This is a genomic window from Microbacterium sp. Y-01, from assembly GCF_003856715.1.
Classification (GTDB): Bacteria; Actinomycetota; Actinomycetes; order Actinomycetales; family Microbacteriaceae; genus Microbacterium; species Microbacterium algeriense.
This window is the reverse complement of the sequence record NZ_CP024170.1, coordinates 414,707-440,481: the sequence shown is the minus strand read 5'-3', so window position 1 is coordinate 440,481 and position 25,775 is coordinate 414,707. Positions and strand designations below refer to the sequence as shown.

Sequence of the window (25,775 nt, the reverse complement as noted above, 5' to 3'; positions counted from 1 at the left end):
GCCATCCGGGCGATTCGACGCGGGTCAGCGGGAGCGCCAGAGCAGCCAGACGAAGTACGGGGCGCCGATCAGCGCGACCACGAGACCCGCCGGAAGCTGCGCGGGGGCGATCACCGTCCGGCCGATCGTGTCCGCGATGCCCACGAGCAGCCCGCCGAGGAGCACCGCCGTCGGGATGACCCGCGAGTGCCGGGCCCCCACCAGGGCCCGCGCGGCGTGCGGGGCCACGAGCCCCACGAAGCCGATGACCCCGATCGCCGTCACGCTCAGCGCCGCGAGGATCGCCGCCACCAGCAGCAGCGTCAGCCGGACGGGCTCCAGGCGGATGCCGACCAGTCGCGGCGTGTCCTCATCGAGCGACAGCACATCGAGCTCCCGGCGACTCATCACCACGAACGGCACCGCGATCACGAGGACGATCGCGAGCGGGATGACCTGCTCCCACACCCGCCCGTACGTCGTCCCGGAGAGCCAGGTGTAGATCTTCGGGGTGTCCCACGGATTCGACCGCAGCAGGAAGAAGGTCGTGAGGGAGACCGTGAAGTACGACACCCCGATGCCGATCAGCAGGAACCGGTCCGCATTCAGGCCGCCCCGCCACGACAGCAGATAGACGAGGGCGAAGGCGAGCAGCGAACCGGTGACGGCTCCCGCGATCATCCCGCCCGTCGACGACGTGATGCTCGTGAGCACCAGCACCGCGCCGAGCCCGCCGCCGCCGGTGACGCCGAGGATGCTGGGGTCCGCCAGCGGGTTGCGGCTCACGCCCTGGATCACGGCGCCGGAGAGCGCGAGCGCGGCGCCGGCGACCACGGCGGCCACGATCCGCGGCGCCCGCTCGTCGAGGGCGAAGGCGATCGGCGCGGGAGCCTGCCCCTGCAGCCACAGCGCGATGTCGCCGGTGAGCAGCCAGGTATGGCCGGCCAGCAGTCCGAGCAGCAGCACCCCGACCACGCCGAGGGCGACGAGGGCGAGGGTGATCCGGAAGCGCAGACGGCTGCGGACGCCGAAGCGCACCCGCGGAGGCTCGCGCGTGGGGCCGGCGTCGCGGAGGCGTCGGGCCATGAGCACGAGCACGATCGCGCCGAGCAGCGTCGTCGCGACGCCGGTCGGGATGAGGATCGCGGCCTCCGCGCCGATGAGCGCGCGCAGGAGGGCGTCGGAGAGGATGACGACGAGCGCGCCGAGGAGGCCGGCCGCGGGGATCAGCAGCACATGGCGGTTCAGGCTCGGCACCACCCGGGTCAGCAGGCGCGCGAGCACCGGCGCGCACAGCCCGACGAATCCCATCGGCCCGGCGAGGGTCACCGCGACCGCCGTCAGGGTGACCGCGAGCAGGATCCCGATGGCCCTGGTCGACCGGATCGGCACGCCGAGCGACGAGGCGGTGTCGTCTCCCAGCGACAGGATGTCGAGGCGCCGCGCGAGGACGAGGGCCAGCACCGTGACGACTACGACGACCGGCGCCGCCTGCAGGAACGCGGTGAGTCCGAGCTGCGACAGGCTCCCGCTTCCCCACGCCAGCAGTCCCTTGGTCTCCTCGTCGAACAGGATGAGCAGGGTCGAGGTCGCGGCCTGGAAGGCGAGCGCCAGCGCGGTGCCCGCGAGGATGAGGCGGGTCGTGGACGACCCCGCCCCGCCGGCGAGTCCGAGCACGATGCCCGCGGCGACGATGCCGCCCGCGAACGCCACCGCGCCGGAGGCCCACACCGGCACGGCGATCCCGAACGCGGCGAGCGCCGTGACGGCGAGGTAGGCTCCGGCGGTCACCCCGAGCGTGTCCGGCGACGCGAGGGCGTTGCGGGCGAGGGACTGCAGCAGGATGCCGGCGACGCCGAGGGCCACGCCCACCGCGACGCCGGCGGCGAGCCGCGGCACCCGCGAACCCCAGAGGACGTCGGTGTCGGCGAACACGGCGCCGCTCGTGCCCTGCGTGAGGTGCCAGCAGGCGACCGCGACCAGCACGACGGCGAGCGCGATGAGCACACCGACGCCCGTCCACACCGCCGGTTTCCGACCCTCCGCCCCCACGGGGACGGCGGACGGCGGAGCGGCGGGCTCCGCGGTCGCCGTCGTGTCGTCGAGGCGGAGGGTCTCCGTCACTTCGAGAGCACCTCGACGTAGCCGTCGATGATCTGCGCGGTCGAGCGCGGGCCGCCGAAGGTCCAGATGCCGGCCGGGAACGCGGTCAGGCGGTCCTCCGCCACCGCGGGGAGCGAGGTCCAGGCGGGGTTGTCCGCGAGGGCGTCGACGAAGCTCTCCGAATCCGGGTCCTCGGTGCCGGTGTAGAACAGGTTCGCGTCGCCGACCGTCGTCATGCCCTCGACATCGGTCTGCCCGAGGCCGTACACGGGGTCGACCTCCCCGGTCCAGGCGTTCGTCAGCCCGAGCTCCTCGCCCACCTCGCCGACGAGCGAGCCCTGGCCGAACGGACGCAGCGCCACGTTGCCGCCGTCGACCCAGCCGTCGAAGAACACGAAGTCGGTGGTGGCGAGGTCGCGGTCGGCGAGCTCGGCCTTCGCGGTGTCGAGGTGCTCCTGGAAGGCGTCGGTGACGACCTCGGCGCGCTCCTCGCGGCCGGTGACCTGCGCGATGAGGTCGAAGGTGTTCAGCATCTTGGCGATCGGGTCCTTCGCATCGGCGCCGACCGTCGCGAGCACGGGCACGTCGTAGGCCTCGAGCTGCGCGACGATGGGGTCGTCCGCGGCGTTGACCTCGACGATCACGAGGTCGGGGTCGGTGCCGAACAGCGTCTCCAGGTTCGGCTCCTGGCGGGTGCCCACGTCGACGACGCCCTCCGGCAGCTCCTCGGCCGTCACCCAGGTGCTGTAGCCCTCGGCGTCGGCCACCGCGACCGGCGTGACGCAGAGCGACAGGGCGTCCTCGATCTGCTGCCATTCGAGCACCGCGATGCGCTCGGCCGGCTTGTCGAGCTCGACCGTGCGGCCGAGGTCGTCGGTGACGGAGACCGCCCCGGTCGAGGTGCTCGTCGTGTCGTCCGTGCAGCCCGCGCTCGTCGAGGTCGGGGCGTCCGATCCCTGGGCGGACGGCGTCTGCGTGGTGCCACAGCCGGCGAGCGCGAGGGTGAGGGCGCCGCCGAGGGCGAGCACGGCGAGGGGGGTCTTCTTCATCGGTGGTTCCTTCAGGGGTCGGGATCAGGAGGCGGAGGGAGTGCGGAGGCGACCGTGGTGGCGGCCGCGCGGACGCACCCGCACCAGGCCGGTCTCCTCGTCGAGGGCGGTGTCGATGCGCAGGCCGTACACGTGCGACAGGTTCTCGCCGGTGAGGACTTCGGCGGGAGCCCCCGCCGCGTGCACCCGCCCTCGGTGCATCAGCACGACGTCGTCGGCGACCGAGGCGGCGTGGTCGAGGTCGTGCAGCACGACGCCGAGCGCGGTGCCGTGGTCGTCGGCGAGCTCCCGCACCAGGTCGAGGGTCTCCACCTGGTAGCGCAGGTCGAGGTGGTTGGTCGGCTCGTCCAGCAGCAGCACCCCGGTGTCCTGGGCGAGCGCGGTCGCCAGCCACACGCGCTGCAGCTCGCCGCCGGAGAGCTGGTCGACCGGGCGGGCGGCCATGGTGGAGAGGCCGGTGAGGGCGAGGGCACGCGCCACGGCGCCACGGTCGGCGTCGCTCACGCCGGAGAAGCGTCCGCGGTGCGGGTGCCGCCCGTACGCGACGACGTCGGAGACCTCGATCCCCGACGGGTGCGGCCGGGACTGCGACAGCATCGCGACGGTCTTCGCGAACTCCTTGGCGGAGAGGGCGGCGGCGTCGCGCTTCTCCGCGCCGCCGACGCGCACGGTCCCCGCCTCGATGCGGTGCAGCCGCGCGAGGGCGCGGAGGACGGTCGACTTCCCGCTGCCGTTGGGCCCGATCAGCGCGGTCACCCGGCCTGGCGCGAGGCGCAGGGAGACGTCGTGCACGACGCGGGTGCGGCCGTAGCCGAGGACGAGGGATTCCCCCTCCAGGCTGTGGCGATCCACGGTGTCGGTCATCTCAGCCCCGCATGGCGACGCCGCGGCGCCAGTAGCCCATGAACGCGACCTGCCCGCGGTCGATGCCGAGGTCCTTGACCAGGTGGCGGCGCAGCGTGGTGACGACGCCGCTCTCCCCTGCGATCCAGAAGTAGCGCTCGGCCGGAGCGGTCCGCGGTGCGAGGTCCTCCCCGAGACCCGAATACTCCGGGGTCTCCCACAGCAGGTCCTCACTGTCGATGTCGGTCACGCTGATCGCGTCGGTGGCATCGGCGTCGCCGAGGTATCCGAGCACCGCGGGGATGAGGCGCAGACCGTGCGGCTCCCCCGCATCCCGCGGCAGCCAGTGCACCTCCACGCCCGCGGGCGCCTCGATGCGCAGGATGTCGGCGGGCGAGGGCACCTCGATGAAGGCCACGCCGCGCAGGTCGCGGGGGGCGTCCTCCAGGATGCGGGCGATCGCCGGAGCGGCCGTCTCGTCCCCGGCCAGCACGACCGAGTCGGCGGTGCCCGGCGCGTACTCCGCTCCCCCGTGCGCATCGACGTCGACGCCGCGGCGGGGTCCGACGAGGTACAGTTCCTGCCCGACCGCGGCCCGGCTCGCCCACAGCGATGCGGGACCGGTGAGCCCGGGCTCGAGGTGCAGCACGAAGTCGATGTCCACCTCCGTGCCACCGTCCGCATCGAGCCGCAGCTCCCGGACCGAGTAGGTGCGCATCGACCCGCGCTCGGCCTCCGGGACGGCGAGGAACGCCTGCCACCAGCTGTCCGAGCTCCGGTCGAGGTCGGGGAGCACGCCGGATGCGGGCGGGAAGACGAGCTTGACCCGGCTGTCGAACACCTCGCCGGGGGTGCCGAACTCGAACAGCTCGTCGCCGCCGAAGGTGACCCGCACGAAGGACGGGGAGACGCGGGCGACGGCCCGCACCTCGGCGCGGGTGAGGATGTACGTCGGGCGCTCGGTCGTGGTGGTCTCAGCGGACATGGTGCCTCCCGATGGGTGTGACCATCGGCTTGCCGGAGACCGGGTCGATGGTGATCTGATTGGCGAGGCCGAAGACCTCTTCGACGAGTTCGGCGGTGACGACGTCCTGCGGGGCTCCGACGGCGTGCACGCGTCCGTCCTTCATGGCGACCAGCTCGTCGGCGTAGCGCGCGGCGAGGTTGAGGTCGTGCAGCACCATCACGATGGTCGTGCCGCGCGAGACGCTCAGGTCGGTGAGCAGGTCGAGCACCTCCACCTGGTGGGCGACATCGAGGAAGGTGGTCGGCTCGTCCAGCAGCAGGATGTCTGTCTCCTGCGCGAGGGCCATCGCGATCCACACCCGCTGCCGCTGGCCGCCGGAGAGCTCGTCGACGCTGCGGTCCGCGAGCTCGGTGATGCCGGTCGCGTCGAGGGCGTCGGCGACCACCTCGTAGTCGTGCGTGCTCCACCGGGCGAGCATCTTCTGATGCGGGTGCCTGCCGCGGCCGACGAGGTCGGCGACGGCGATGCCCTCCGGCGCGACGGGAGACTGGGGAAGCAGCCCGAGGATGCGCGCGACCTCCTTGGTGGGCCGCGTGTGCACCGACCTCCCGTCGAGCACGATCTGTCCGGCGGTCGGCGACAGCAGCCGGGCGAGCGAGCGCAGCAGCGTCGACTTGCCGCATCCGTTCGCCCCCACGATGGTCGTGATCTTCCCTGGTGCGATCTGCAGGTCGAGTCCGTCGATGACGGTGCGGTCGCCGTAGGCGAGCGTCACCCCGTCGGCCGACAGGCTGTGGGACACGGTCATAGCGAACCCCCGGAGCGGTTGGTGCGGATGAGCAGGTAGATCAGGTAAGGCGCGCCGACGACACCGGTGATGACGCCGACCGGGTAGCGGGTGCCGAAGACGAACTGGCCGACCAGGTCTCCGCCGAGCACGAGCACCGCGCCGACGAACGCCGACGGCAGCAGCAGGTTGGCGCCGGGGCCGGTGATGCGCGCGGCGATCGGTCCCGCCATGAAGGCGACGAACGCGATCGGCCCGGTCGCCGCGGTGGCGAACGCCAGCAGGGCGACCGCACCGAGGATGAGCAGGAGCCGCGTCGCGTTCACCCGGATGCCGAGGCCGGCGGCCGAGTCGTCGCCGAGCTGCAGGGCGCCCAGCGCGCGGCCCTGAGAGAGCATCAGCGGCACGATCACCGCCGCGGCGATCGCCATCGGCAGCACCCGCTCCCAGGAGGCGTTGTTGAGGCTTCCGGTCAGCCACTGCATCGCCGTCTGGATGTCCCAGTTCGCCGCGCGCGACAGCAGGTACGAGATGACGCTCTGCAGCATGGCGGCGACGCCGATGCCGATCAGGATGAGGCGGGTACCGGCGAAGCCGCCCTTGATGGAGAGCAGGTAGATCGCCAGGGCCGTGACGATCGCGCCGCCGAGGGCGAACAGCGAGACGACCGGACCGTTGAGTGACAGCACCACGATCCCGAACACCGCGGCCGCGCCGGCTCCGTTCGAGATGCCGATGATGTCGGGCGAGGCGAGCGGGTTGCGCAGCATGGTCTGGAAGCACACGCCGGCCATGCCGAAGCCGATCCCGGTGAGGACGGCCAGGACCGCGCGCGGCAGGCGCAGGTCGCCGACGGTGAAGGAGGCGCCGGGCACGGTCTCGCCGAGGATGACGCGGATCACCTCATCGGGCGTGTAGAACGTGTTGCCGACCATCAGGGCGACCGCGAAGAGCACGAACAGCACGATGCCGAGGACGATCGTCGCGACGGCGTGGCGACGGTGACGCGAACGCCGTCCTGCCACGATGCGCGCGACCCTCGTCGCGGCGGGCTCATCCACCCGCTCGAGCGTGTGCTCGGTGTGCTCGGTGTGCTCCGTCATGCTCACAGCTCACGCACCTTCTGCCGGCGGACGATCCAGATGAAGAACGGGGCGCCGATGACGGCCGTGATGATGCCGACCTGGATCTCCTCGGACGACGGCGCGATGACCCGGCCGACGATGTCGCTCGCGGTCAGCAGCGCGGCTCCGGCGATGGCCGAGAACGGCAGCAGCCAGCGGTGATCGGTCCCCACGAGCATGCGGCACACGTGCGGGATGATCAGGCCCACGAATCCGATGGGCCCGGCGATCGCGGTCGCGGCTCCGGCGAGGATCACCGCGCCGAGCGCGGAGATCATGCGCGTGCGGAACACGTTCTCGCCGAGCCCCTTGGCCATCTCGTCGCCCAGCGCGAGAGAGTTCATCCCCCGCGCGCACAGGAAGCAGATGAGGGCGCCGACGGCGAGGACCGGGGCGGTGAGGGCGATGCGCGGCCACTCCGCCCCGCCGACCCCGCCGATCTGCCAGGACTGGAAGGTCTGCAGCAGGTCGACCCGCGGCAGCATGACCGCGCTGATGAGCGAGGCGAAGGCGGCGGAGGTGGCGGCGCCGGCGAGTGCGAGCTTGAGCGGCGTGGCTCCGCCGCGCCCGAGCGAGCCCACGGCGTACACGAACACGGCGGCGAGGCCTGCCCCGGCGATCGCGAAGGCCATCTGGCCGTACGGGTTCGCGAGACCGAAGAACGCGATGCCGAGGACGACGGCGAGCGACGCGCCGTTGGAGACGCCGAGGATGCCGGGGTCGGCGATGGGGTTGCGCGTCACCGCCTGCATGGTCGCGCCGGCGAGGGCGAGCGCCGCCCCGACGAGGAGGGCGAGCACCGTGCGGGGGATGCGCTTGACGATCGCGGCCTGGGCGATGGTATCGGTGTGTCCGTTGAGCGCGGCGACGATGTCGTCGACCGTGACCGCCCGCACCCCGAAGGAGATCGACATCACGCACAGCACGAGGAGGACGACCGCCCCGATGACCAGCCAGAGGGTGCGCCGGAGCACCGGACGCCGCAGGTCTGCGGCGTCCGGTGCGAGGACGGTTGCTGTGGTCACTACGTCACTCCGCGGAGGCGGATCGAGCGATTACGGAGCGAGCGGTGCGGCCAGGAGTCCGAGGTAGTCGCTCAGCCCCCACGGGATGGACAGCGGCGACGGGTTGGCCGACGCGGCGATCGGGGTGGCGTCCGGCAGGACCGCGATGCGACCCTCGGCGATGGCGGGGATCTTCGACAGCAGCGGGTCGGCCTGCAGCAGGGGGATGATCGAGTCGTCGCCGTAGGTGATGAACAGGTCGACGTCGTCGAACTTCTGCGCCTCCTCGGCGCTGACGCTCAGGTAGAACTGCGTGCTGTCCTTGTTCTCCTCGACGATCGCCGGCAGCGGCAGTCCGAGTTCGTGCAGGTACCCGGGGCGCGTGTCGATCGCGGTGTAGTAGCCGACCTGGCTGAGGTCGGTCGGATCGATGTAGGAGAAGAGGACCTTCTTGTCCTTCAGGATGCTGTTCTCCTCGAGCGCCTTGTCGGCATCGGCGTGCAGCTGCTCGATGAGCGCCTCGCCCTCCTTCTCGAGGCCGAGCGCCTTGGAGTCCAGCTCGATCATGTCGTCGACCGACGTGCCCCAGGCGACCTTGGGGAAGGCGACGACCGGAGCGATCTTGGAGAGGGTGTCGTACTCCTCCTGCGTGAGGCCGGAGTAGGCGGCGAGGATCACGTCGGGCTCGGTGTCGGCGACGGCCTCGTAGTCGATGCCGTCCGTCTCGTCGAACAGCACGGGGGTCTCGGCCCCCAGCTCGTCGAGCTTCTCCTCGACCCAGGGCAGCACGCCGTTGTCGTCGTCATCTCCCCAGGTGGCCTTGCTCATGCCGACGGGCACGATGCCCAGGGCCAGCGGCACCTCGTGGTTCGCCCACGCGATCGTCGCGACGCGCTCGGGCTTCTCCGAGATCGTCGTCTCGCCGTAGACGTGCTCGACCGTGACCGGGAACGCGTCGTCGGAAGCCGGGTTGCCGCCGGACGGGGCCGTCGACTCCGGCGCGGAGGAGGCGCAGGCGGAGAGGCCGACGGCGAGCGCGGCGGCCGCGCCGATGGCGAGGATTCGAGAGATGCGCACAGGCGTTCCCTTCGGTGTGGTTTCGGGTGAGCGGCGCAGAACGCGCCTCGGCCTTTGGTAAGCCTGGCCTAATCTAACACGGAGGTTAGGTGAACCTCACCTCGACCACATGCGAAAAGCCGGCCGGATCCGTGAGGATCCGGCCGGCTTCAGGAAGTCAGCGCGCGCTCAGAGAGCGCGGATGTTCGCCGCCTGCATGCCCTTGGGGCCACGCTCAGCGTCGAATTCGACCTTCTGGTTCTCGCGGAGCTCCTTGAAACCGGAGCCGGCGATAGCCGAGTAGTGGGCGAAGAGGTCGTCCGAGCCGTCATCGGGAGCGATGAAGCCGAAGCCCTTCTCCGAGTTGAACCATTTCACAGTGCCAGTGGCCATGTGTTTTCTACTTTCTGTTGAACGGCTGTTCTCACAGCCTGCACCGTGCCGGAACATCCGACACGCGCGCTCTGTCACGCTACCACGACAGGCTGACGGTCAGTCCGGAGATTCGGATTCTTCTGCCGGAGTGCGGCTTCGGTGCGCGTGCTCACGCCGAGTTTGCGCAGCACGGCCGACACGTGCACGCTCACGGTCTTCACGCTGATGAACAGCCGCTCGGCGATCTGCCGGTTGCTCAGCCCCTCGGCGATGAGGTCGAGCACCTGCCGCTCGCGTGCCGTCAGGGCGTCGGCCTCGGTCCCGGCGGAGGACTGCGGAACGAGGCGCACGGCCAGCCCGGCGTTCGTGGCGAACCGCTCCACCGCGAGCTGCAGCTGCACGTGCCCGAGGGATTCGGCGATGCGGGCGGCCTCCGCCAGGACGAGCGAGGCCGCCGTGCGATCGCCCTCGCCCACGTGCAGCCGGGCCCGTTCGATGTGGAGCACCACGCGGAAAGTCACCGGCACATCGTCTCCGGCCGCACAGCGGAGGGCGTGATCGAGTGCGTCGGCGGTCGGGTCGAGCAGGGCGTGGAGCACGATCGACCACGCGTCGCCCTGGAGCTGCGCGGGCTGAGCGAGCCACGCGGCGCTGATCTCCTCGCGCGCCGCTGCCGTGTCGACGCCGTCCGCCCGCAGCTCGGCGATGAGCGCCGCCCCCTCCAGCAGCAGTCGGCGCTGGTGCAGCAGAGCGGGCCGCTCGTCGCGGATCATCTCCCGGATCGTGTCGAGCGCATCCCCGAGGTCGCCGCGGCTCTCCGCCACCGCGACCTGCATCATCACCCGGTCGTACCAGATCTGCCGCTCCGAGACGCCCGTCTCCTCGAACGCGGGCAACCAGTCCTGCAGCAGCTCCGCCGCCTCCGTCGCGCGGCCGCGCCACGCCAGCACCCGCACGCGGGTCATGCTCATGTACATCCGGAAGACCCGCAGCGTGCCCTGCATGAAATCGCGCGCGAGCATCTCCTCGACGCGGTCGATCTCACCCAGCTCCAACAGCGGCACCACCATGTTCTGCGCCATGATCGAACCCGAGGTGCGCTCGACGCGGAGTTCTCGTGCGCGGCGCAGCCCCTCCTCCGCCACGTCGACCGCCTCCCGGTAGCGCCCGAGCAGCGTCAGCAGGTCGGAGTAGTTGACGCGGTACCGCATCTCGGCGGTCGACCCTGCGGCGAGGTCGCGGGCGCGCTCGTACTCGCGCACACCCGCGTCGACCTGCCCGAGGTGAGCCAGGGATCCCCCGCGCACGTTCGCGGCGATGGACAGCTGATCCGTGGTCGCCGCCCCGGCCGCCGCCTGTTCGGCTTCGTCGGCGAGCCGGATGGCCTCCACCCGGTCGCCCGCGATCATGCGGCGACTCGCGAGCTGGTTGAGCAGCTCGGCGCGGAACACCTCGTCGTGCACATGCTCTTCCGCGATGGCCAGCGCCTCCTGCAGGAGCGGGATCGCACCGAGACGCCCCAGGTTCACCAGGTACAGCGCCTTGTTGCGCAGCAGCCGCGCGTGCAGCCGCGGATCGACGGTCTGCGGATCGACCTCGGCCAGGGCGACGTTCGCCACCGCGAGCGCGCGCTCGCCGTCGCCGGCGTTGCGCAGGATCGACCCCAGGACCAGAAGCAGGTCGAGGCGGGCCGTTCCCGCCGCCTCGGCGGCATCGGGGACCAGCGGCCACAGCTCGAGCACGAGCTCGCCGAAGCGCGCGGCGCTCGCGAACGCGTACTGCGCCTTCGCCTGACGCATCGCTTCCGCGGCGGCGATCAGCGCCTTCCGATCGTCCTGCGCGAGCTGCCAGTGATACGCGAGCGCGGCGGCGTCACCGCTCTCGGATTCCGCGCAGTGGGCCTCCAGCGCCTCGGCGTACGAGCGGTGCAGGCGCGCGCGCTCCCCGGGAAGCAGGTCGTCGTGCACCGCCTCGCGCAGCAGGGCGTGCCGGAAGCGGTAGTCGTCGTCGACCACGACGAGGATGCCGCTGCGCGTGGCCTCGCGGATGGCCTCGTCGAGCCGCTCCTCCGACATGCCGACCAGACGCGTGATGAGAGGGTGCGACAGCGGACGCTCCGCCCCGGACGCGACCTGGACCACCCGGCGCGCGTCGTCGCCGAGACGGTCGAAGCGGGCGAGCAGAAGGTCGCGCAGGCTGTCGGGGAGCGGCCCCTGCGAGCATCCGGCGATCTCCTCGATGAAGAAGGGCACGCCCTCGGCGCGCTCCTGCATCCGGTCGAGCGCTGACGCCGTGAGCGGGGTGCCCGTGATCTGCTCGGCCAGCTCGCGCACCGCCGTGTCGTCGAGCCGTCCGAGCGTCAGCCGCTGGAGCAGCCGCGCCCTGGTGGCCTCGCCGATGAAGCGGCTCACGGCATCGCCGCGGCGCACGTCGTCGGTGCGGCACGTCAGCAGCAGCAGGATGCGTCCGCGCCCGAGCGCCCGCAGCAGGAAGGACAGGATCGCGAGGGTCGACTCGTCCGCCCAGTGCAGGTCTTCGATCACGAGCACCTGCGGGGCGCGCTCGGCCGCCGCCTCGATCAGGGAGGCGATCGCGTCGCGGAGGCGCTCGGGGCTGGTGCGCTCCCGCTCGGTCGGCGCATCGACGAGCTCGGGCAGCAGCATGCCGAGTGCCTCGGCGCCCACGCCGACCGACTCACGCACGTGTTCCACGCCCATGCGCGCGACGATCGATCGCAGGACGCCGGTGAGAGGGCCGTACGGGGTGCGCGAGGCGCCGAGGTCGAGGCACCATCCCACGTGCACGTCGGCGGTCTGTCCGATCTCGGCGGCGAACTCGCGCAGCAGCCGCGACTTGCCGATCCCCGCCTCGCCCTCCACGAGCACGGCGGCCGGGGCGCCGTCGCGGACCTCTGCGAACACCCGGCGCAGCTCGGCGAGCTCAGCCGCACGGCCGACCATCGCGACGCTCGACAGAGAGGAGGACATGGATTCATCGTCCCACCCCCGACCGACATTCGGGGCGCCTCCCGGCTCCGCGGCGATGACGGCCGTCACCGTGCGGAGACGGCGGCGGTGTCGCACGGCCTGGCGCTGCGGTCGACCGTGATCCGCGCGCTCGCCCCCGCCTCCCGCGCTCCGGTCCGCCGGGCTGCGGGACGCGCGAACAGTCGCTGCAGCATCCGCCGCAGCGCCCCGGCCGGACGCGGCACGATCTGGTCGGCGTGCTCGGCGAGGAAGAGGCGTCGGGCGGCGGCGCGCTCCAGCTCCTCCTGCTCGAAGCGGGTGAGCTGCTGGCTGAGATACGGGTGCTCGTACATGGGTTCTCCTCGACGATCTGCTGTATCCCTAGATTCCGCTCTGAGTCCCCCTCGTCACATCGGACGGATGCCCTATCTTTCGGAGCTCTCCCCATAGGGATGCCACCGGGAATCAGGCGGTCACGCCACATCAGGCGGGTGGACGCGCGAACGGCCTGATCCCGCGTGATCGCCTGACCTCACGCGTGCGACCGCAGCGTGCGGCGGGCGGAGGGCCGCGACTGCGGCGGAGTGAGGATGGCGAGCACCCGGACCAGCGTCGCCATCCACAGCAGCCCGAGTCCCACGACCACGGCCTCGAGCGCGGTGGCCGAGTACAGACCGAACGGGATCCACAGCAGCACGGCGACCGCGACGAGCACGCCGACCCCGACGGAGGTGAGCAGCAGCGCGCGCGGGGTGTCCGGCACCACGGAGGTCGTCCACGCCGCGGCCGCGACGAACAGCACCAGGCTCGCGAACGCGGCGATGTCATGCGGGACCGGCACGCGGTGCAGCGGCAGCAGTCCGACTGCGGCGAGCGCGAGACCCGTGACCGCCCACAGCGCGACCACCGCCGCCACGCGCCCGAGAGCCCCGTCGCCGAGCAACCGGTGCAGATCGCGGCCGATGTAGGAGCCGACGGTCGCGACCAGGAGTCCCGCCACGACCAGGGTGCCGTTGAACGCCCAGCCGACCCCGAGCTGGGAGAAGTTCGCCTCCCACCAGCGCGGATCCGCCGCGGTGACCATGGCGAACAGCGTGCCGATCACGAGGAACCCGAACAGGAGCGCTGCGAGGTCGGCGGTCCTCAGCTCGACGCCCGCTCCGAAGGCGAAGCGTCCTCCGACGGCGGAGGCCACGCCGGTCAGGATCCCGCCGCCGACCGCCGCGAGCCGGAGCCCTTCGAGCCCGGCCGACAGAACCTCCGCGGCGAGCAGCACACCCACCGCGGTGACCGCGCCGAACGCGATGGTCACCGCACCGGTCGACAGGTCGGACACCACCGCCTGCCACCGCGGCATCGGGGTCGTCTCCCCACGGCGGTGCATCAGCGTGCTCGCGAGGAACGCGGCGGCGGCGACGGCACCGGCGACCGTCGCGGCGGGCACGGCGAGCGATGCCTCGCCGGTCAGCGGACGCGCATCGCCGCGCAGGAGAAGCCCGCCGACGACCGCGCCGAGCACGAAGCAGATGACGGTCGCCCAGACCGCCGTCGTCTCCGCGCGCAACCGCTCATCCCGGTCCATGCGCCCATGCAAGCACGCGCCCCCGACGGCGGGAAGCCCTTCCTCTGACCCCCCTGCCGCACGAAGAAGGCCCGACGGCGCACTGCCGTCGGGCCCTCTCTGCATCTGATCTCCGGTCAGGCGTCCACGTCTCCGCGCCAGGCGCCGGTCTCGACACCGCGGCCCTCGATGAACTCCTTGAAGTTCTCCAGGTCCTTCTTCACGGCGTGCGATCCCGCACCCACCAGTGAGCCGAGCTTCTCGAGCAGCCCCTCGGGCTCCCAGTCCAGCTGCACGCTCACGCGCGTGGAGGTGTCGGTGAGCTTGTGGAAGGTCACGACCCCCGCGTGCTCCGTCTCGCCGCCGACGCTGTTCCAGGCGACCCGCTCGTCCGGGTGCTGCTCGGTGATCTCGGCGTCGAACTCGCGCGTCGCGCCGCCGACCTTCACCTTCCAGTGCGTGTGCGTGTCGTCGATCTGGGTGATCGACTCGACCTCGTCGAGGAACTTGGGGAAGCTCTCGAACTGCGTCCACTGGTTGTATGCCGTGCGGACGGGAACGTCGACGTCGATGGTCTCGATGATCTGCACCATGGGATGCTCCTCACTGTTCGTCGTTCGTGTGGTTCCATTCAGCCGGTGATCGCGAAGATCGGCGACGGGGTTGACATCCGCCGCCGATCCCGCGAATGTGCTCAGCTGGTCGACATCCGACCGAACGTCGCATCGATGTCGGCCATCTCCATCTCGGCGGTCGCCTCGATGAGGGCCTGCAGGTCGGCGTCCGCGCCGGGCGAGAACTCCTCCGGACGCTCAGGAGCGATCGTCGACGGCACACCTTCGGGCGCCTGCTCGTCGGCGACCAGATGCGTGCCGTCTCCCGACGGGGACATCCCCTGGAAGATGCGACCGGCCTCCGACCTGTCGTCGAGATCGAACGAGTACTGCTTGCTCTGCAGCCCCAGATCGAGCAGGCGCTTGACCTCGGGGAAGCTCTCGGCGTTCGTCTTGGGGATGGGCAGGCTGGTCCGCCAGTTCACACCGAGCGTCTCCAGTGCCTTCGCGTACGCGTTCTCGTGCGCCTGATCGCGGACGATGAGGTACGAGATCGTCGAGCGCGCGGTCTTGTTCGCCGTCATCTCGTACAGCCGGCACTTCTGCAGGCGCCCGGTCGACTCGAGCATCAGGTTGTAGAGCAGGTCGAGCACGAGGTTGCCGGAGTTGTAGACGTAGCTGCCCATCCACGGGTTCCCCGCCGCGTCGACCGGCAGCGCGCCCTGCGCCCCCACCAGGTAGTGGTGGATGTTGCTGTGGTCGAGGGCGATCTCCAGCGGGACAGCGCCGCCGGCTCCGGGAGCGTCGACCGGGGCGTCCTTCTTGCCCTGATACGCGGGGGAGCCGTCGAGCAGGCGCGAGATGGTGGTGCCGATGAGCTCGACGTGGCTGATCTCCTCGGTGCCGATCCCCTGGATCAGGTCGCGGTAGGGCTTGCCGGCTGGGCCGCGGAAGTTGATGCTCTGGAAGAGGTACTGCATCATCGTGCGCATCTCGCCGAACTGCCCTCCCAGCCCTTCCTGCAGGGCGTTCGCCGCCGCGGGATCCGGCTCGTCCGGCTCGATCTCGTTGATGAGCTGCTGCAGATGGAAGTACATGTCGGCCTCCTCGGCGTCGGGGATGAACGGCCCACTCTGTGCCCCCGCCGCCGATCCACCACCCCGATGGACGGCATACGCCGCGGCGCGTATCATGCCCCGCCGCGGGCGCTCCGCTCCGGCGTGGGCGACGTCGCACCGGCGGGACTACCGTGGAGGACATGCGCATCCCCGCCGCGATCCGCGCCTCGAAGCGCTCCCCGCTGCTGCAGGTGGTCAAGTCCGCCGCGGCGACGATCGCCGCGTGGCTCATCGCAGGGTGGGTGTTCCCCGCGCAGCTGCCGGTCTTCGCGGCGATCGCGGCGCTGCTCGTGGTGCAGCCCAGCGTGAACCAGTCGCTGTCGAAGGCCCTGGAGCGCAGCATCGGGGTGATCGTCGGCGTCGTGATCGCCGTCGCTCTCGGCCTGCTGCTCGGGTCGCCGAGCTGGATCGTGCTGCTCGCGATCGTGGTCGCGATGCTCGTGGCCTGGATCTTCCGCGCATCGCCGGGAACCGGCAACCAGGTGGCGATCTCGGCCATGCTCGTTCTGGCCCTGGGTTCGTCGAGTCCGGAGTACGCCTTCGCCCGCATCGTGGAGACCCTGATCGGCGTCGTGATCGGCATCGTGGTGAACGCCCTGATCGTGCCGCCCGTGCTGGTCGAGCCGGCACGCCGGGACGTCGGCCTGCTGGGGCGGGAACTCGCGGCGAGCCTGGACCGCCTCGCCGACGCGCTGCCCGAACCCCAGACGCCGGCGCGGCTGCAGGAGCTGATGCTGGAGGTGCGACTGCTGCGCCCCATGAAGGACGCGGCGGAGGCATCCATCGCCGCCGGGGAGGAGTCGCTCACCCTGAACCCGCGGCGCTCGACGCACCGGGCCGACCTGAAGGAGATGCGGGCGCTGCTCGACCGGCTCTCCCCCATCGTGACGCAGACGATCGGCATGACCCGCGCCTACTTCGACCACTACGACGACTCGATCGGCGAGGAGCCGGCGGTCGCCGCCATCGCCGAGCAGCTGCGCCGCGCCGGGCACGATGTCCGCCTCGCGGTTCAGATCGCCGCCGCATCACCGGAGCCGGAGGCCATGACCTCCGCGATCCCCGCGCTCACGGCTCCGCTCGTGATCCGGCCGCCGTCTTCGCAGCACTGGATCCTGATCGGCTCCCTCATGGAGGACCTGCGCCGGATCAGAGGCGAGCTGCTCGACGAGGACTGACCGTCCTACGCTGGTGGCATGGCGGACATGACCGTGACCGAGGCGCTGGGCGAGCTCGCAGCGCTGGAAGACCCCAAGATGCGCGCCGCGAACGAGAAGCGCGGCGACGACCACGGCATGAACCTGAGCAGGCTGCGGGCGCTGGCGAAGCGGATCAAGACCGATCAGCCGCTCGCCCGGGAGCTGTGGGCGACCGGCGAGACTCCGGCCCGGCTGCTGGCGCTGCTGATCTGCACTCCGCGGGCGTTCACCGCGGACGAGCTCGACGCGATGCTGCGTGAGCCCCTCCCGCCGAAGGTCGACGACTGGTTCGTGAACTACGTGCTCAAGAAGAGCCCGCACGCGGAGGAGTTGCGTCTGCGCTGGTTCGACGACGCCGATCCGACCGTCGCGGCCGCCGCCTGGTCGCTCACGACCGTGCGCGTGACGAAGGACTCCGCCGGCCTCGACCTCCCGCACCTGCTGGACCTGATCGAGCGCGACCTGAAGGACGCGCCGTCGCGGCTGCAGTGGGCGATGAACGAGACCCTCGCCAACATCGGCATCTTCCATCCCGAGCTCCGCACCAGAGCGCTCGAGATCGGCGAGCGGCTGCAGGTGCTCGCCGACTACCCGACCGCACCCGGCTGCACCTCGCCCTTCGCGCCGCTGTGGATCGGCGAGATCGTCCGCCGCCGCGAGGGCTGAGCACGCGCGGCATCCCCCGCGGGATCAGGCATTCGCGCCGGATCAGGCACTTCTCCCGCGTATCCGCCTGATCCCGCTGCATCGCCTGAGTCGGCGCACGCGGACCTGGCTACGCTGAAGCCATGAGCACGCACATCGCCGCCGCACCCGGTCAGATCGCCCCCATCGTCCTGTTCCCCGGCGACCCGCTGCGGGCGAAGTGGATCGCCGAGACGTTCCTCGACGACGCGGAGCTGTACAGCCAGACGCGCGGGATGCTGGGCTTCACCGGCACCTGGGAGGGGCACCGCGTTTCCGTGCAGGGCTCGGGCATGGGGCAGCCCTCCATGGCGATCTACGCGAACGAGCTGTTCACCGAGTACGACGTGCAGACCATCGTGCGTGTCGGTTCGTGCGGCGCCCTGACCGAGCGGGTGAAGATCCGCGACATCATCATCGCGAACGGCGCCAGCACCGACTCGGGCATCAACCGGGTGCGCTTCCACGGACTCGACTTCGCCCCCGTCGCCGACTTCTCGCTGCTGCGGGCCGCGGTGGAGGCGAGCGAGTCCGAGCCCCTCGAGTCGACCGTGCACGTGGGACAGCTGTTCTCGAGCGACCAGTTCTACAGCACCCGCCCCGAGCTCACGGAGCCTTTCGTGCGGCACGGCATCCTCGGCGTGGAGATGGAGGCCGCCGGGCTCTACACGCTCGCGGCGTTCCATGGTCGCCGCGCCCTCGCGATCTGCACGGTCAGCGACCACATCGTCACCGGCGAGGAGACCACCGCGCAGGAGCGCGAGCAGACGTTCGGCGACATGATCCGCATCGCGCTGCGCGCCGCCACCTCCTGACGCATCCCGCCGCCCCGCGGCATCAGGCGATCACGCCGCATCAGGCGGATGCTGACGAAAGTCGCCTGATGCGGCGGGATTGCCTGAGCTCGACAGGCGCGAAGGCGCGGCGGGACGCGGATCAGGGGGTGTCGCCGACGGCATGAGGGCGCGGCAGCGCCACCATCGCCCCGGTGTCCGTGAACTCCTGCTGGATCTCGTCGTCGTGCCGGTACGTCACCAGGCTCACGGCGACCGCAGCGATCAGGGCGAACACGAAGGCGGGAAGCAGTTCGTAGAGCCCGGTATCCAGTGCCTTCCAGATGAACACGGTCGCCGCGCCGACGAACATCCCCGCCAGAGCGCCCCAGTTGGTGAGCTTGCGCCAGTAGAGGCTCAGCAGGATGACCGGGCCGAACGCGGCTCCGAACCCCGCCCACGCGAAGGAGACGAGCCCGAGGATCGTGTCGTTCGGGGTGATCGCCAGCACCGCCGCCACGATCGCGACGCCGAGCACCCCGAGTCGCCCCATCAGCATGAGCGTCTTCTGCGACGGCGGCGTGCGCCGGAAGACCCCGTACAGATCCTCCACCAGCGCCGAGGAGCACACGATCAGCTGGCTGGAGATCGTGCTCATGATCGCGGCGAGCACAGCCGCCAGCACGAGCCCGGCGACGAACGGATGCAGCAGCGTCTGCGACATCAGCAGCACGACCGTCTCCGGATTGGCCAGATCGACGCCCGTCTTGGCGATGTAGGCGACGCCGACGAGACCCGAGAGCACCGCGCCGCCGAGGGAGACGATCATCCACGAGATGCCGATGCGCCGGGCGCTCTTGGCCTCCTGCGGCGAGCGCAGCGCCATGAAGCGCACGATGATGTGGGGCTGCCCGAAGTATCCGAGACCCCACGCGAGCGAGGAGACGATGGCGAGGATGGTGCCGCCCGTGAGCGCGGTTCCGGAGAGCAGCGAGAGGTGGTCGGGCGCGACCTCGTTGATCAGCTCGCCCGTCTCCGCCAGGCCGCCGATCGCGACGATCGCGGCGACGGGGATCACGATCAGCGCGATCACCATCATCAGCCCCTGGACGACGTCGGTCAGCGACGCGCCGAGGAACCCGCCGAAGAGCGTGTACGCGAGGGTGACCCCCGTGACCAGCAGCATCCCGGTGAGGTAGTCGCCGTCGAACGAGCTCTCGAAGAAGACTCCTCCGGCCACCATGCCCGAGGAGATGTAGAGGGTGAAGAACACGAGGATGACGACGCCGGAGACCACGCGCAGCAGTCGCGTCGTATCGCGGAGGCGGTTCTCGAAGAAGCTCGGCACCGTGATCGAGTTCCGGGAGACCTGCGTGTAAGCGCGGAGCCTCGGAGCGACGAGCAGCCAGTTCAGGTAGGCGCCGATCGTGAGGCCGATCGCGATCCAGGCCTCGATGAGTCCGGAGACGTAGATCGCGCCGGGGAGTCCCATCACCAGCCAGCCCGACATGTCGGAGGCCCCGGCGCTGAGCGCGGCCACCCACGGCGGCAGGTTGCGTCCGCCGAGCATGTAGTCCTCGTGGTCGCCGGTGCGCCGGAAGGCGATCCAGCCGATGAGCAGCATCGCCGCGAAGTACACCCCGAGTGCGGCGAACGTGTAGATCTGGTCAGACATCGTCGTCCCTCCTTCGCGGTGCGGCCACCGCGTCCGGTCGTCCGTCGATGATGCCACGGGCGTGTGCGGCCTCCTAGCGAGCGACGCGCGAATATACCGGGCCAGGGCTCTCCGGCGCCGAGCCCCCCGACGCCGGATGGGATGATCGATGGATCATGCCTTCCCTCCTCGACGCCGCCCCTCCCGCCGGAGCAGACGCGGACACGGTCTACCTGGCGTTCGTCGAATGGGCGGAGTCGACGGGCATCCGCCTGTACCCCGCTCAGGACGAGGCGGTCATCGAGATCATCTCGGGCAACAACCTGATCCTGTCGACCCCGACCGGTACGGGGAAGTCGCTCGTCGCGGTCGGCGCCCACTTCGCCGCGATCAACGCCGGCGTGCGCAGCTTCTACACCGCGCCCATCAAGGCCCTCGTGAGCGAGAAGTTCTTCGCCCTCGTCGACGTGTTCGGTGCCGAGAACGTGGGCATGATCACGGGCGACTCCTCCGTCAACGCCGACGCCCCCATCATCTGCTGCACGGCCGAGATCCTCGCGAACCTCGCCCTCCGCCAGGGCGCCGATGCGGAGGTCGGGCAGGTCGTGATGGACGAGTTCCACTTCTACGGCGACCCGGACCGCGGATGGGCGTGGCAGGTGCCGCTGCTCGAGCTGCCGCAGGCGCAGTTCATCCTGATGTCGGCGACCCTCGGCGATGTCACCGAGCTCGCCGCCGACCTCACCCGCCGGACCGGACGCGAGACGGCCACGGTCACGGGGGTCGAGCGGCCGGTCCCGCTGCACTACTTCTACGAGACGACCCCGATCCACGAGACGATCGACGACCTGCTGAGCACCGGGCAGGCGCCGGTCTACGTCGTGCACTTCTCTCAGGCCGCCGCGATGGAACGCGCTCAGGCGCTGTCGAGCACCAAGGTCGCCACCCGAGAGCAGCGCGACGAGATCGCCGCCCTGATCGCCGAGTTCCGCTTCACGACGGCGTTCGGCAAGACGCTCTCCCGCTTCCTCCGTGCGGGTATCGGCGTGCACCACGCCGGCATGCTGCCGAAGTACCGGCGGCTGGTGGAGCAGCTCGCCCAGCGCGGCCTGCTGCGGGTGATCTGCGGCACCGACACCCTCGGCGTCGGGATCAACGTGCCGATCCGCACGGTGCTGCTGACCGCGCTCACGAAGTTCGACGGCACCCGGATGCGACAGCTGAACGCGCGCGAGTTCCATCAGATCGCCGGCCGTGCGGGTCGCGCGGGCTACGACACCGCCGGCACCGTGGTCGCCCAGGCGCCGGAGCACGAGAGCGACAACGTCGCGGCGGTGAAGAAGGCTGGCGACGACCCGAAGAAGAAGCGCAAGATCGTCCGCAAGAAGGCACCGGACGGTTTCGTGTCGTGGGGCGAGCCGTCCTTCCGCAAGCTCATCGATGCCGTTCCCGAGACGCTGACCTCGCACATGCAGATCACCAGCGCGATGATGCTCAACGTGATCGCCCGCGGCGGCGACGTCTTCGCCAATATGCGCGCACTGGTATACGACAACCACGAGCCGCGGAAGCGCCAGCGCGAGCTCGCCCTCCGCGCGATCGGCATCTACCGGACGCTTCGCGAATCGGGCGTCGTCGAGAAGACGCCAGACGGCGACATCCGCCTCACGGTCGACCTGCAGCCGAACTTCGCCCTGAACCAGCCGCTGTCGCCGTTCGCCCTCGCCGCGTTCGAGCTGCTCGACCCTTCGACAGGCTCAGGGACCCAGGGGACGACAGGCTCAGGGACCCAGGGGACGACAGGCTCAGGGACCCAGGGGGTCGGGACCGGGTCGTACGCGCTCGACATGATCTCGATCGTGGAGTCGACGCTCGACGATCCGCGCGCCGTCCTGAGCCAGCAGGAGTTCCTCGCCCGCGGCGAAGCGGTCGCGGCGATGAAGTCCGAGGGCATCGAGTACGACGAGCGGATGGAGCTGCTCGAGCAGATCACCTACCCGAAGCCGCTCGACGAGCTGCTGACCGCCGCCTTCGAGGTGTTCAGCACCGCGCAGCCGTGGATCCGCGACTTCGAGCTTCACCCGAAGTCCGTCGTCCGCGACATGTACGAACGAGCCATGTCGTTCGGAGAATATGTCGCCTACTACAAGATCGCTCGCTCCGAAGGGGTCGTGCTGCGGTACCTCTCCGACGCCTACCGCGCGGCCTCGCAGACCATCCCGGAGGAGCTCAAGGACGAGGATCTGCGCGACCTCATCGAGTGGCTCGGTGAACTCGTCCGCCAGGTCGATTCCAGCCTGCTCGACGAATGGGAGGAGCTGATCGCCGGCGTCGACAACGGTCGCTTCGACCCGCATGCGCCCGACGAGCCGATCGTCCCGCCCGCCCCCAAGCGGCTCACGAGCAACATCCGCGCCTTCCGCATCCTGGTGCGCAACGAACTGTTCCGCCGGGTGCAGCTCGCGGCGAGGGAAGACGTGGATGCCCTCGCCGAACTCGATCCGGCTTTCGGCGCCGAAGCCTGGTCGGACGCGCTCGACGGGTACTTCGCCGACCACGACGAGATCCTGACCGGCGCGGACGCCCGCAGCTCGAAGCTGCTGATCCTCACGGAGGGGCCGACCGCGTGGACCGCACGGCAGATCTTCGACGACCCCGCCGGCGACCACGACTGGGGCATCTCCGCGACGGTCGACCTCGCCGCGTCGGACGAGGCCGGTCAGGCCGTGGTCACGGTGACCGGAGTGGACCGGCTGTAGCTCAGGCCTGCATCACCGCGAGCACGTTGCCCGCGGGGTCGCGGAACCAGGCGATGTCCGGGCCCTGGCCGTTCCCGCGGACGATGCCGCGCGAATCGGACGGGAACTCGTCGTCGCTGTAGATCTTCGTCTGCACGCCTCGGTCGTTGAGCTCGTCCACCGCGGCGTCGACGTCCGCCACCGGGAAGTTCAGGATCGTGAAGCTCGCCGGGGTGTGGTTCGGCTTCGCGTACACGAGGATCGAGCCGCCGCGAGGCAGCTTCAGATCGAGGAACCCCATCGCATTGACCTCCACCTCGAGCCCGAGGGTCGTGCCGTAGAACTCCTTCGCCGCATCGATGTCGTCGACGCTGAATCCGCTGAACGCGTTGTCCGTCGTGAAAGCTGCCATGGGTCCAGCATCCGCCTCCGCCCGCCGCTTGTCGAGGCCCTCTCACACCGCGGCGCGCACGAGCCGTCCCACGAGGTCGACGTAGTCCACGCCGGCGGCCGCGAACATCCGCGGCACCTGCGAGGCCGCGGTCAGCCCCGGCATCGTGTTGACCTCGTTCAGCACGGGCCCCCCGTCGGTGAGGAAGAAGTCCATCCGCGCGACGCCGTCGCATCCCAGCGCATCGAACAGGGCGATGGCCGCCCGCTTGAGCGCGGTGCTCTCCGCCGCAGTGAGCTGCGCCGGCACGGTGAATCGTGCGCTGCCGTCGTACTTCGTCGCGGTGTCGAACAGTCCGGCGGTGTGGATCTCCAGCGGAGGGGCCGCCCATCGGATGCCGCCCTTCTCGCGCAGCACGGCCACGTCGATCTCGCGCCCCCGCACGACCTCCTCGACGAGGATCCGCCGGTCGAAGCGCGCCGCCTCGCGCAGCGCCTCCAACAGCCGATCCTCCTCGGTGACCAGGCTCACCCCGTGGCTCGATCCGGCCGACACCGGCTTCACCACGACGTCCCCCTCGAACTCCACGTCGCCGATGTCGTCGGCCGCGATGAGGCGTCCCCGCGCGGTGCCGAGTCCGACGGCGGCGGCCACGAGCTTGGTGGCCCACTTGTCCATGCCGATCGCTCCCGCCCGCAGCGCGGACCCCACCACGCGAACCCCGGCGAGCGCGCACAGGGCGGCGAGGGCACCGTCCTCCCCGAGCGCGCCGTGCACGGCAGGGAACACCACGTCCGTGCGGGCGAGCAGGGGAAGAGCCTGCGCCAGCGAGTCGGCGACCGTGCCCCCGTTCGGCAGGCCGTCCGCACGCCACACGCCCTCCCGGTCGATCGTGACGCTCGTGACCTCGTGGTCTCCCAGTCGCAGGGCGGCCGCGACGGCAGCGGCCGAGGCGAGCGACACCTCGTGTTCGGCGTTCTGCCCGCCGCCGATGACCAGCACCTTCGTCGTCATGCCGCACTCCTCTTCACGCGGTTCCCGATGCCCGTGACGATCGTGTGCGGGATCGTTCCCGCCCACCGGGCCCATTCCTGGATCGACGGCACCGGCCCTCCCTCCGGTCCGAACACGGTCGCCACCTCACCCCGGGGGAACATCACCGGCCCCGTGTCGACGACGATCTGGTCCATCGAGACGCGTCCGACGATCGGATGCCGCACGCCACCGATCGCCACACCGGCTCCGGGTGAGAGTTCGCGGGGGATGCCGTCCGCATATCCCACGCCGATCACACTGAGGTGCGTCTCCCGCTCGGCGACGTGGTCGCCGCCGTAGCCGACCGCGGTCCCCGCCGCGATCCGCGCGCTGTGCACGACCGGGGCCGTCCACCGCGACGCTCCGGCCAGCTCGGTCGTCTCGGACGGATCGATGCCGACCAGCCCCGCCCCGATCCGCACCATGCCGAAGTGCGTGGCGGGGTCGGTGAGCGCGCCCGCTGTCGCGGCCAGATGGACGATGACCGGTCCGAAGCCCGCCCGCAGCACGGCATCCCTCCCCTGACGCATGCGCAGTACCGCCGCGGCGTTCGCTGCAGGGTCGGCCTCGTCCGCTCGCGGCAGGTGCCCCATCACCCCGACGACCTCCACCCTGCCCCGCCCTGCCCTGGCGACGCGGAGCAGCTCCGGCCACTCCCCGAACGGGCACCCTCCGCGGGCCATCCCGGTGTCCAGGTGCAGGTGGATGCGCACGGGCTCGGCCGCATCCGCGATCAGTCGGCGCAGCTCGTCGACCGAGCCGACCGCGACGTCGATCCGCGCGTGGGCGGCCGTCGTCGCGTCGACCCCGGCCGGGTTGAGCCAGGTCAGGATCGGCACCTCGAGTCCGGCATCGCGGAGCGCGACGCCCTCCGCGACATCGGTGACCCCCAGCCACGCGGCGCCCGCATCGACGGCCGACCGGGCCACTGCGGCGGCGCCGTGCCCGTATCCGTCCGCCTTGACGACGGCCATGATCGGGACGGCGGTCCGGCTTCGCACCCGCTGGACGTTCTCCGCGACGGCTTCCGGCAGGGTGCGCAGCATCGGCGCCTGCAGGCGGGTGGGCGTCGCGCGCGGCGGCAGGAGAAGGGCGGTCATGGCTGCATCCTCGGGTCTTCGGTGGGGTCGGTGTACATCTCGGGGCAGCCGTCGGTCACGGCCTCGGGGCGGAGCTCGTAATGCCAGGACTCGTTGCCGTAGATCTGGCAGAGCCCGTAGCGCCATCCGCGCTGGGCGATCCAGTCGAGCGTGGGAAGCGGACCCAGGTCGACCGCATCTCCCGACACGTGGGCCGAGGTCTCCGCGGTCGCCACCCAGCGCCGTGCCTCGGCCTCGGAGCCGTACTCGGCGATCGCGTCCTGCAGCAGCCGCTCCTGCAGGGCCGGCGAGCGCCAGCCGCTGTTCACGAGGAACGTGACGCCGTCGCCCTCCGCGTCGGTCGCCGCCCGCTGCAGCGCCGCGAGGAGGGCGGGGTCGAGGTTGCCGACCGCCACCCGGTCCACGTCGAAGACGGTGGGCTGGTCGCCGTCGCGGATCACCCCGTCGGCTTCGCTCGGGGCGATGACCGTGCCGTCGATCTGCTCGGACGGCGCCGGAGGCGGGGCGGTGGACGTGCCCTCCTGGACGGCATCGGCGGATGCCGCAGCCAGCGACTGCTGCACGGCGAACGCGATGACCACGGCGGAGGCGAGCGCGGTCAGCACGACGGCGATGCGGCGTCGGCGGCGCCGTGAGGAGTGGGGGATGGTGCGGGTGTTCATGCTCCCAGTGAAGAAGGGCGCCGGTTGCGAGGGCGTATGCGCTTTTCCATATG

At 70.9% G+C, this 25,775-nt stretch carries 23 protein-coding genes; 4 read left to right on the top strand and 19 right to left on the bottom strand.

Going from position 1 to position 25,775, the window contains the following annotated elements; genetic code table 11:
- Positions 1-24: 24 nt before the first annotated feature.
- The 14 genes from CSX12_RS02090 to CSX12_RS02025 form a co-directional block, all read right to left on the bottom strand.
- Positions 25-2,103, bottom strand: a complete 2,079-nt coding sequence (locus tag CSX12_RS02090; protein WP_124894683.1) for an iron ABC transporter permease — start codon at positions 2,101-2,103, stop codon at positions 25-27.
- Complete coding sequence (locus CSX12_RS02085; protein ID WP_124894682.1) at positions 2,100-3,131, bottom strand: iron-siderophore ABC transporter substrate-binding protein; 1,032 nt, start codon at positions 3,129-3,131, stop codon at positions 2,100-2,102. The genes CSX12_RS02090 and CSX12_RS02085 overlap by 4 nt, the downstream gene beginning before the upstream one ends.
- Positions 3,132-3,155: 24 nt before the next feature.
- A complete protein-coding gene (locus CSX12_RS02080) occupies positions 3,156-3,995 on the bottom strand; it encodes an ABC transporter ATP-binding protein (protein ID WP_124894681.1) in 840 nt (279 codons plus the stop codon).
- A gap of 1 nt (position 3,996) precedes the next feature.
- Positions 3,997-4,959 carry a siderophore-interacting protein gene (locus CSX12_RS02075; RefSeq protein WP_124894680.1) on the bottom strand — a complete coding sequence of 321 codons (963 nt, stop codon included), beginning with the start codon at positions 4,957-4,959 and terminating at the stop codon, positions 3,997-3,999.
- A complete protein-coding gene (locus CSX12_RS02070) occupies positions 4,949-5,749 on the bottom strand; it encodes an ABC transporter ATP-binding protein (RefSeq protein WP_017201874.1) in 801 nt (266 codons plus the stop codon). Before CSX12_RS02070 ends, CSX12_RS02075 begins: the two co-directional genes overlap by 11 nt.
- Entirely contained in the window at positions 5,746-6,831 is a 1,086-nt protein-coding gene (locus tag CSX12_RS02065; RefSeq protein ID WP_124894679.1) for an iron chelate uptake ABC transporter family permease subunit, read from the bottom strand. Before CSX12_RS02065 ends, CSX12_RS02070 begins: the two co-directional genes overlap by 4 nt.
- Positions 6,832-6,833: 2 nt before the next feature.
- Positions 6,834-7,877, bottom strand: a complete 1,044-nt coding sequence (locus CSX12_RS02060) for an iron ABC transporter permease (protein WP_124894678.1) — start codon at positions 7,875-7,877, stop codon at positions 6,834-6,836.
- A 30-nt stretch (positions 7,878-7,907) separates the two neighbouring features.
- Entirely contained in the window at positions 7,908-8,933 is a 1,026-nt protein-coding gene (locus tag CSX12_RS02055; RefSeq protein ID WP_124894677.1) for an iron-siderophore ABC transporter substrate-binding protein, read from the bottom strand.
- 168 nt (positions 8,934-9,101) lie between these two features.
- Entirely contained in the window at positions 9,102-9,305 is a 204-nt protein-coding gene (locus tag CSX12_RS02050) for a cold-shock protein (RefSeq protein WP_017201878.1), read from the bottom strand.
- A 74-nt stretch (positions 9,306-9,379) separates the two neighbouring features.
- A complete protein-coding gene (locus CSX12_RS18805; RefSeq protein ID WP_124894676.1) occupies positions 9,380-12,274 on the bottom strand; it encodes a helix-turn-helix transcriptional regulator in 2,895 nt (964 codons plus the stop codon).
- A 65-nt stretch (positions 12,275-12,339) separates the two neighbouring features.
- Positions 12,340-12,606 carry a hypothetical protein gene (locus CSX12_RS02040; RefSeq protein ID WP_124894675.1) on the bottom strand — a complete coding sequence of 89 codons (267 nt, stop codon included), beginning with the start codon at positions 12,604-12,606 and terminating at the stop codon, positions 12,340-12,342.
- 179 nt (positions 12,607-12,785) lie between these two features.
- On the bottom strand, positions 12,786-13,835 hold the full coding sequence (locus tag CSX12_RS02035; protein WP_241160542.1) for a hypothetical protein: 1,050 nt from the start codon (positions 13,833-13,835) through the stop codon (positions 12,786-12,788).
- Positions 13,836-13,951: 116 nt separating this feature from the next.
- Entirely contained in the window at positions 13,952-14,407 is a 456-nt protein-coding gene (locus CSX12_RS02030; RefSeq protein ID WP_017201881.1) for an SRPBCC family protein, read from the bottom strand.
- 101 nt (positions 14,408-14,508) lie between these two features.
- Positions 14,509-15,465, bottom strand: a complete 957-nt coding sequence (locus CSX12_RS02025; RefSeq protein WP_124894674.1) for a manganese catalase family protein — start codon at positions 15,463-15,465, stop codon at positions 14,509-14,511.
- A gap of 161 nt (positions 15,466-15,626) precedes the next feature.
- Between CSX12_RS02025 and CSX12_RS02020 the strand changes: the two genes are divergently transcribed.
- From CSX12_RS02020 to deoD, 3 genes are all read left to right on the top strand, one after another.
- Positions 15,627-16,664: an FUSC family protein gene (locus tag CSX12_RS02020; RefSeq protein ID WP_124894673.1), complete on the top strand. Its 1,038-nt coding sequence runs from the start codon at positions 15,627-15,629 to the stop codon at positions 16,662-16,664.
- A gap of 18 nt (positions 16,665-16,682) precedes the next feature.
- Entirely contained in the window at positions 16,683-17,351 is a 669-nt protein-coding gene (locus CSX12_RS02015; RefSeq protein WP_124894672.1) for a DNA alkylation repair protein, read from the top strand.
- A 122-nt stretch (positions 17,352-17,473) separates the two neighbouring features.
- Positions 17,474-18,184 carry a purine-nucleoside phosphorylase gene (gene deoD, locus CSX12_RS02010; protein WP_124894671.1) on the top strand — a complete coding sequence of 237 codons (711 nt, stop codon included), beginning with the start codon at positions 17,474-17,476 and terminating at the stop codon, positions 18,182-18,184.
- A gap of 121 nt (positions 18,185-18,305) precedes the next feature.
- On the opposite strand, the gene putP is transcribed toward deoD, so the two are convergent.
- Positions 18,306-19,817, bottom strand: coding sequence for a sodium/proline symporter PutP (putP, locus tag CSX12_RS02005; RefSeq protein ID WP_124894670.1), 1,512 nt, complete (start codon positions 19,815-19,817; stop codon positions 18,306-18,308).
- 155 nt (positions 19,818-19,972) lie between these two features.
- Here putP and CSX12_RS02000 point away from each other — a divergent pair, with 155 nt between their 5' ends.
- Complete coding sequence (locus CSX12_RS02000; RefSeq protein ID WP_124894669.1) at positions 19,973-22,555, top strand: DUF3516 domain-containing protein; 2,583 nt, start codon at positions 19,973-19,975, stop codon at positions 22,553-22,555.
- Position 22,556: 1 nt separating this feature from the next.
- On the opposite strand, the gene CSX12_RS01995 is transcribed toward CSX12_RS02000, so the two are convergent.
- Genes CSX12_RS01995 through CSX12_RS01980 form a run of 4 tightly spaced genes read right to left on the bottom strand, consistent with a single transcriptional unit; the run spans position 22,557 to position 25,722 of the window.
- Positions 22,557-22,946 carry a VOC family protein gene (locus CSX12_RS01995; RefSeq protein ID WP_124894668.1) on the bottom strand — a complete coding sequence of 130 codons (390 nt, stop codon included), beginning with the start codon at positions 22,944-22,946 and terminating at the stop codon, positions 22,557-22,559.
- Between the two features lie 42 nt (positions 22,947-22,988).
- Positions 22,989-23,939 carry a D-alanine--D-alanine ligase gene (locus CSX12_RS01990; RefSeq protein ID WP_124894667.1) on the bottom strand — a complete coding sequence of 317 codons (951 nt, stop codon included), beginning with the start codon at positions 23,937-23,939 and terminating at the stop codon, positions 22,989-22,991.
- Positions 23,936-25,060: an alanine racemase gene (gene alr / locus CSX12_RS01985; protein WP_241160541.1), complete on the bottom strand. Its 1,125-nt coding sequence runs from the start codon at positions 25,058-25,060 to the stop codon at positions 23,936-23,938. The genes CSX12_RS01990 and alr overlap by 4 nt, the downstream gene beginning before the upstream one ends.
- Positions 25,057-25,722 (bottom strand): M15 family metallopeptidase, encoded by a 666-nt coding sequence (locus CSX12_RS01980; protein ID WP_124894666.1) that lies wholly within the window; start codon positions 25,720-25,722, stop codon positions 25,057-25,059. The genes alr and CSX12_RS01980 overlap by 4 nt, the downstream gene beginning before the upstream one ends.
- Between the last annotated feature and the right edge of the window lie 53 nt (positions 25,723-25,775).

Bases quoted from the DNA above. Each gene is read 5' to 3' on its own strand.
- CSX12_RS02020 (WP_124894673.1), top strand. From the start codon at position 15,627: ATGCGCATCCCCGCCGCGATCCGCGCCTCGAAGCGCTCCCCGCTGCTG.
- CSX12_RS02035 (WP_241160542.1), bottom strand. From the start codon at position 13,835: ATGGACCGGGATGAGCGGTTGCGCGCGGAGACGACGGCGGTCTGGGCG.
- CSX12_RS02025 (WP_124894674.1), bottom strand. From the start codon at position 15,465: ATGTACTTCCATCTGCAGCAGCTCATCAACGAGATCGAGCCGGACGAG.
- putP (WP_124894670.1), bottom strand. From the start codon at position 19,817: ATGTCTGACCAGATCTACACGTTCGCCGCACTCGGGGTGTACTTCGCG.
- CSX12_RS02065 (WP_124894679.1), bottom strand. From the start codon at position 6,831: ATGACGGAGCACACCGAGCACACCGAGCACACGCTCGAGCGGGTGGAT.
- CSX12_RS02050 (WP_017201878.1), bottom strand. From the start codon at position 9,305: ATGGCCACTGGCACTGTGAAATGGTTCAACTCGGAGAAGGGCTTCGGC.
- CSX12_RS02070 (WP_017201874.1), bottom strand. From the start codon at position 5,749: ATGACCGTGTCCCACAGCCTGTCGGCCGACGGGGTGACGCTCGCCTAC.
- CSX12_RS02015 (WP_124894672.1), top strand. From the start codon at position 16,683: ATGGCGGACATGACCGTGACCGAGGCGCTGGGCGAGCTCGCAGCGCTG.
- CSX12_RS02040 (WP_124894675.1), bottom strand. From the start codon at position 12,606: ATGTACGAGCACCCGTATCTCAGCCAGCAGCTCACCCGCTTCGAGCAG.
- CSX12_RS01990 (WP_124894667.1), bottom strand. From the start codon at position 23,939: ATGACGACGAAGGTGCTGGTCATCGGCGGCGGGCAGAACGCCGAACAC.
- CSX12_RS01980 (WP_124894666.1), bottom strand. From the start codon at position 25,722: ATGAACACCCGCACCATCCCCCACTCCTCACGGCGCCGCCGACGCCGC.
- CSX12_RS02075 (WP_124894680.1), bottom strand. From the start codon at position 4,959: ATGTCCGCTGAGACCACCACGACCGAGCGCCCGACGTACATCCTCACC.
- CSX12_RS01995 (WP_124894668.1), bottom strand. From the start codon at position 22,946: ATGGCAGCTTTCACGACGGACAACGCGTTCAGCGGATTCAGCGTCGAC.
- CSX12_RS02085 (WP_124894682.1), bottom strand. From the start codon at position 3,131: ATGAAGAAGACCCCCCTCGCCGTGCTCGCCCTCGGCGGCGCCCTCACC.
- alr (WP_241160541.1), bottom strand. From the start codon at position 25,060: ATGACCGCCCTTCTCCTGCCGCCGCGCGCGACGCCCACCCGCCTGCAG.
- deoD (WP_124894671.1), top strand. From the start codon at position 17,474: ATGAGCACGCACATCGCCGCCGCACCCGGTCAGATCGCCCCCATCGTC.
- CSX12_RS02080 (WP_124894681.1), bottom strand. From the start codon at position 3,995: ATGACCGACACCGTGGATCGCCACAGCCTGGAGGGGGAATCCCTCGTC.
- CSX12_RS02000 (WP_124894669.1), top strand. From the start codon at position 19,973: ATGCCTTCCCTCCTCGACGCCGCCCCTCCCGCCGGAGCAGACGCGGAC.
- CSX12_RS02030 (WP_017201881.1), bottom strand. From the start codon at position 14,407: ATGGTGCAGATCATCGAGACCATCGACGTCGACGTTCCCGTCCGCACG.
- CSX12_RS18805 (WP_124894676.1), bottom strand. From the start codon at position 12,274: ATGTCCTCCTCTCTGTCGAGCGTCGCGATGGTCGGCCGTGCGGCTGAG.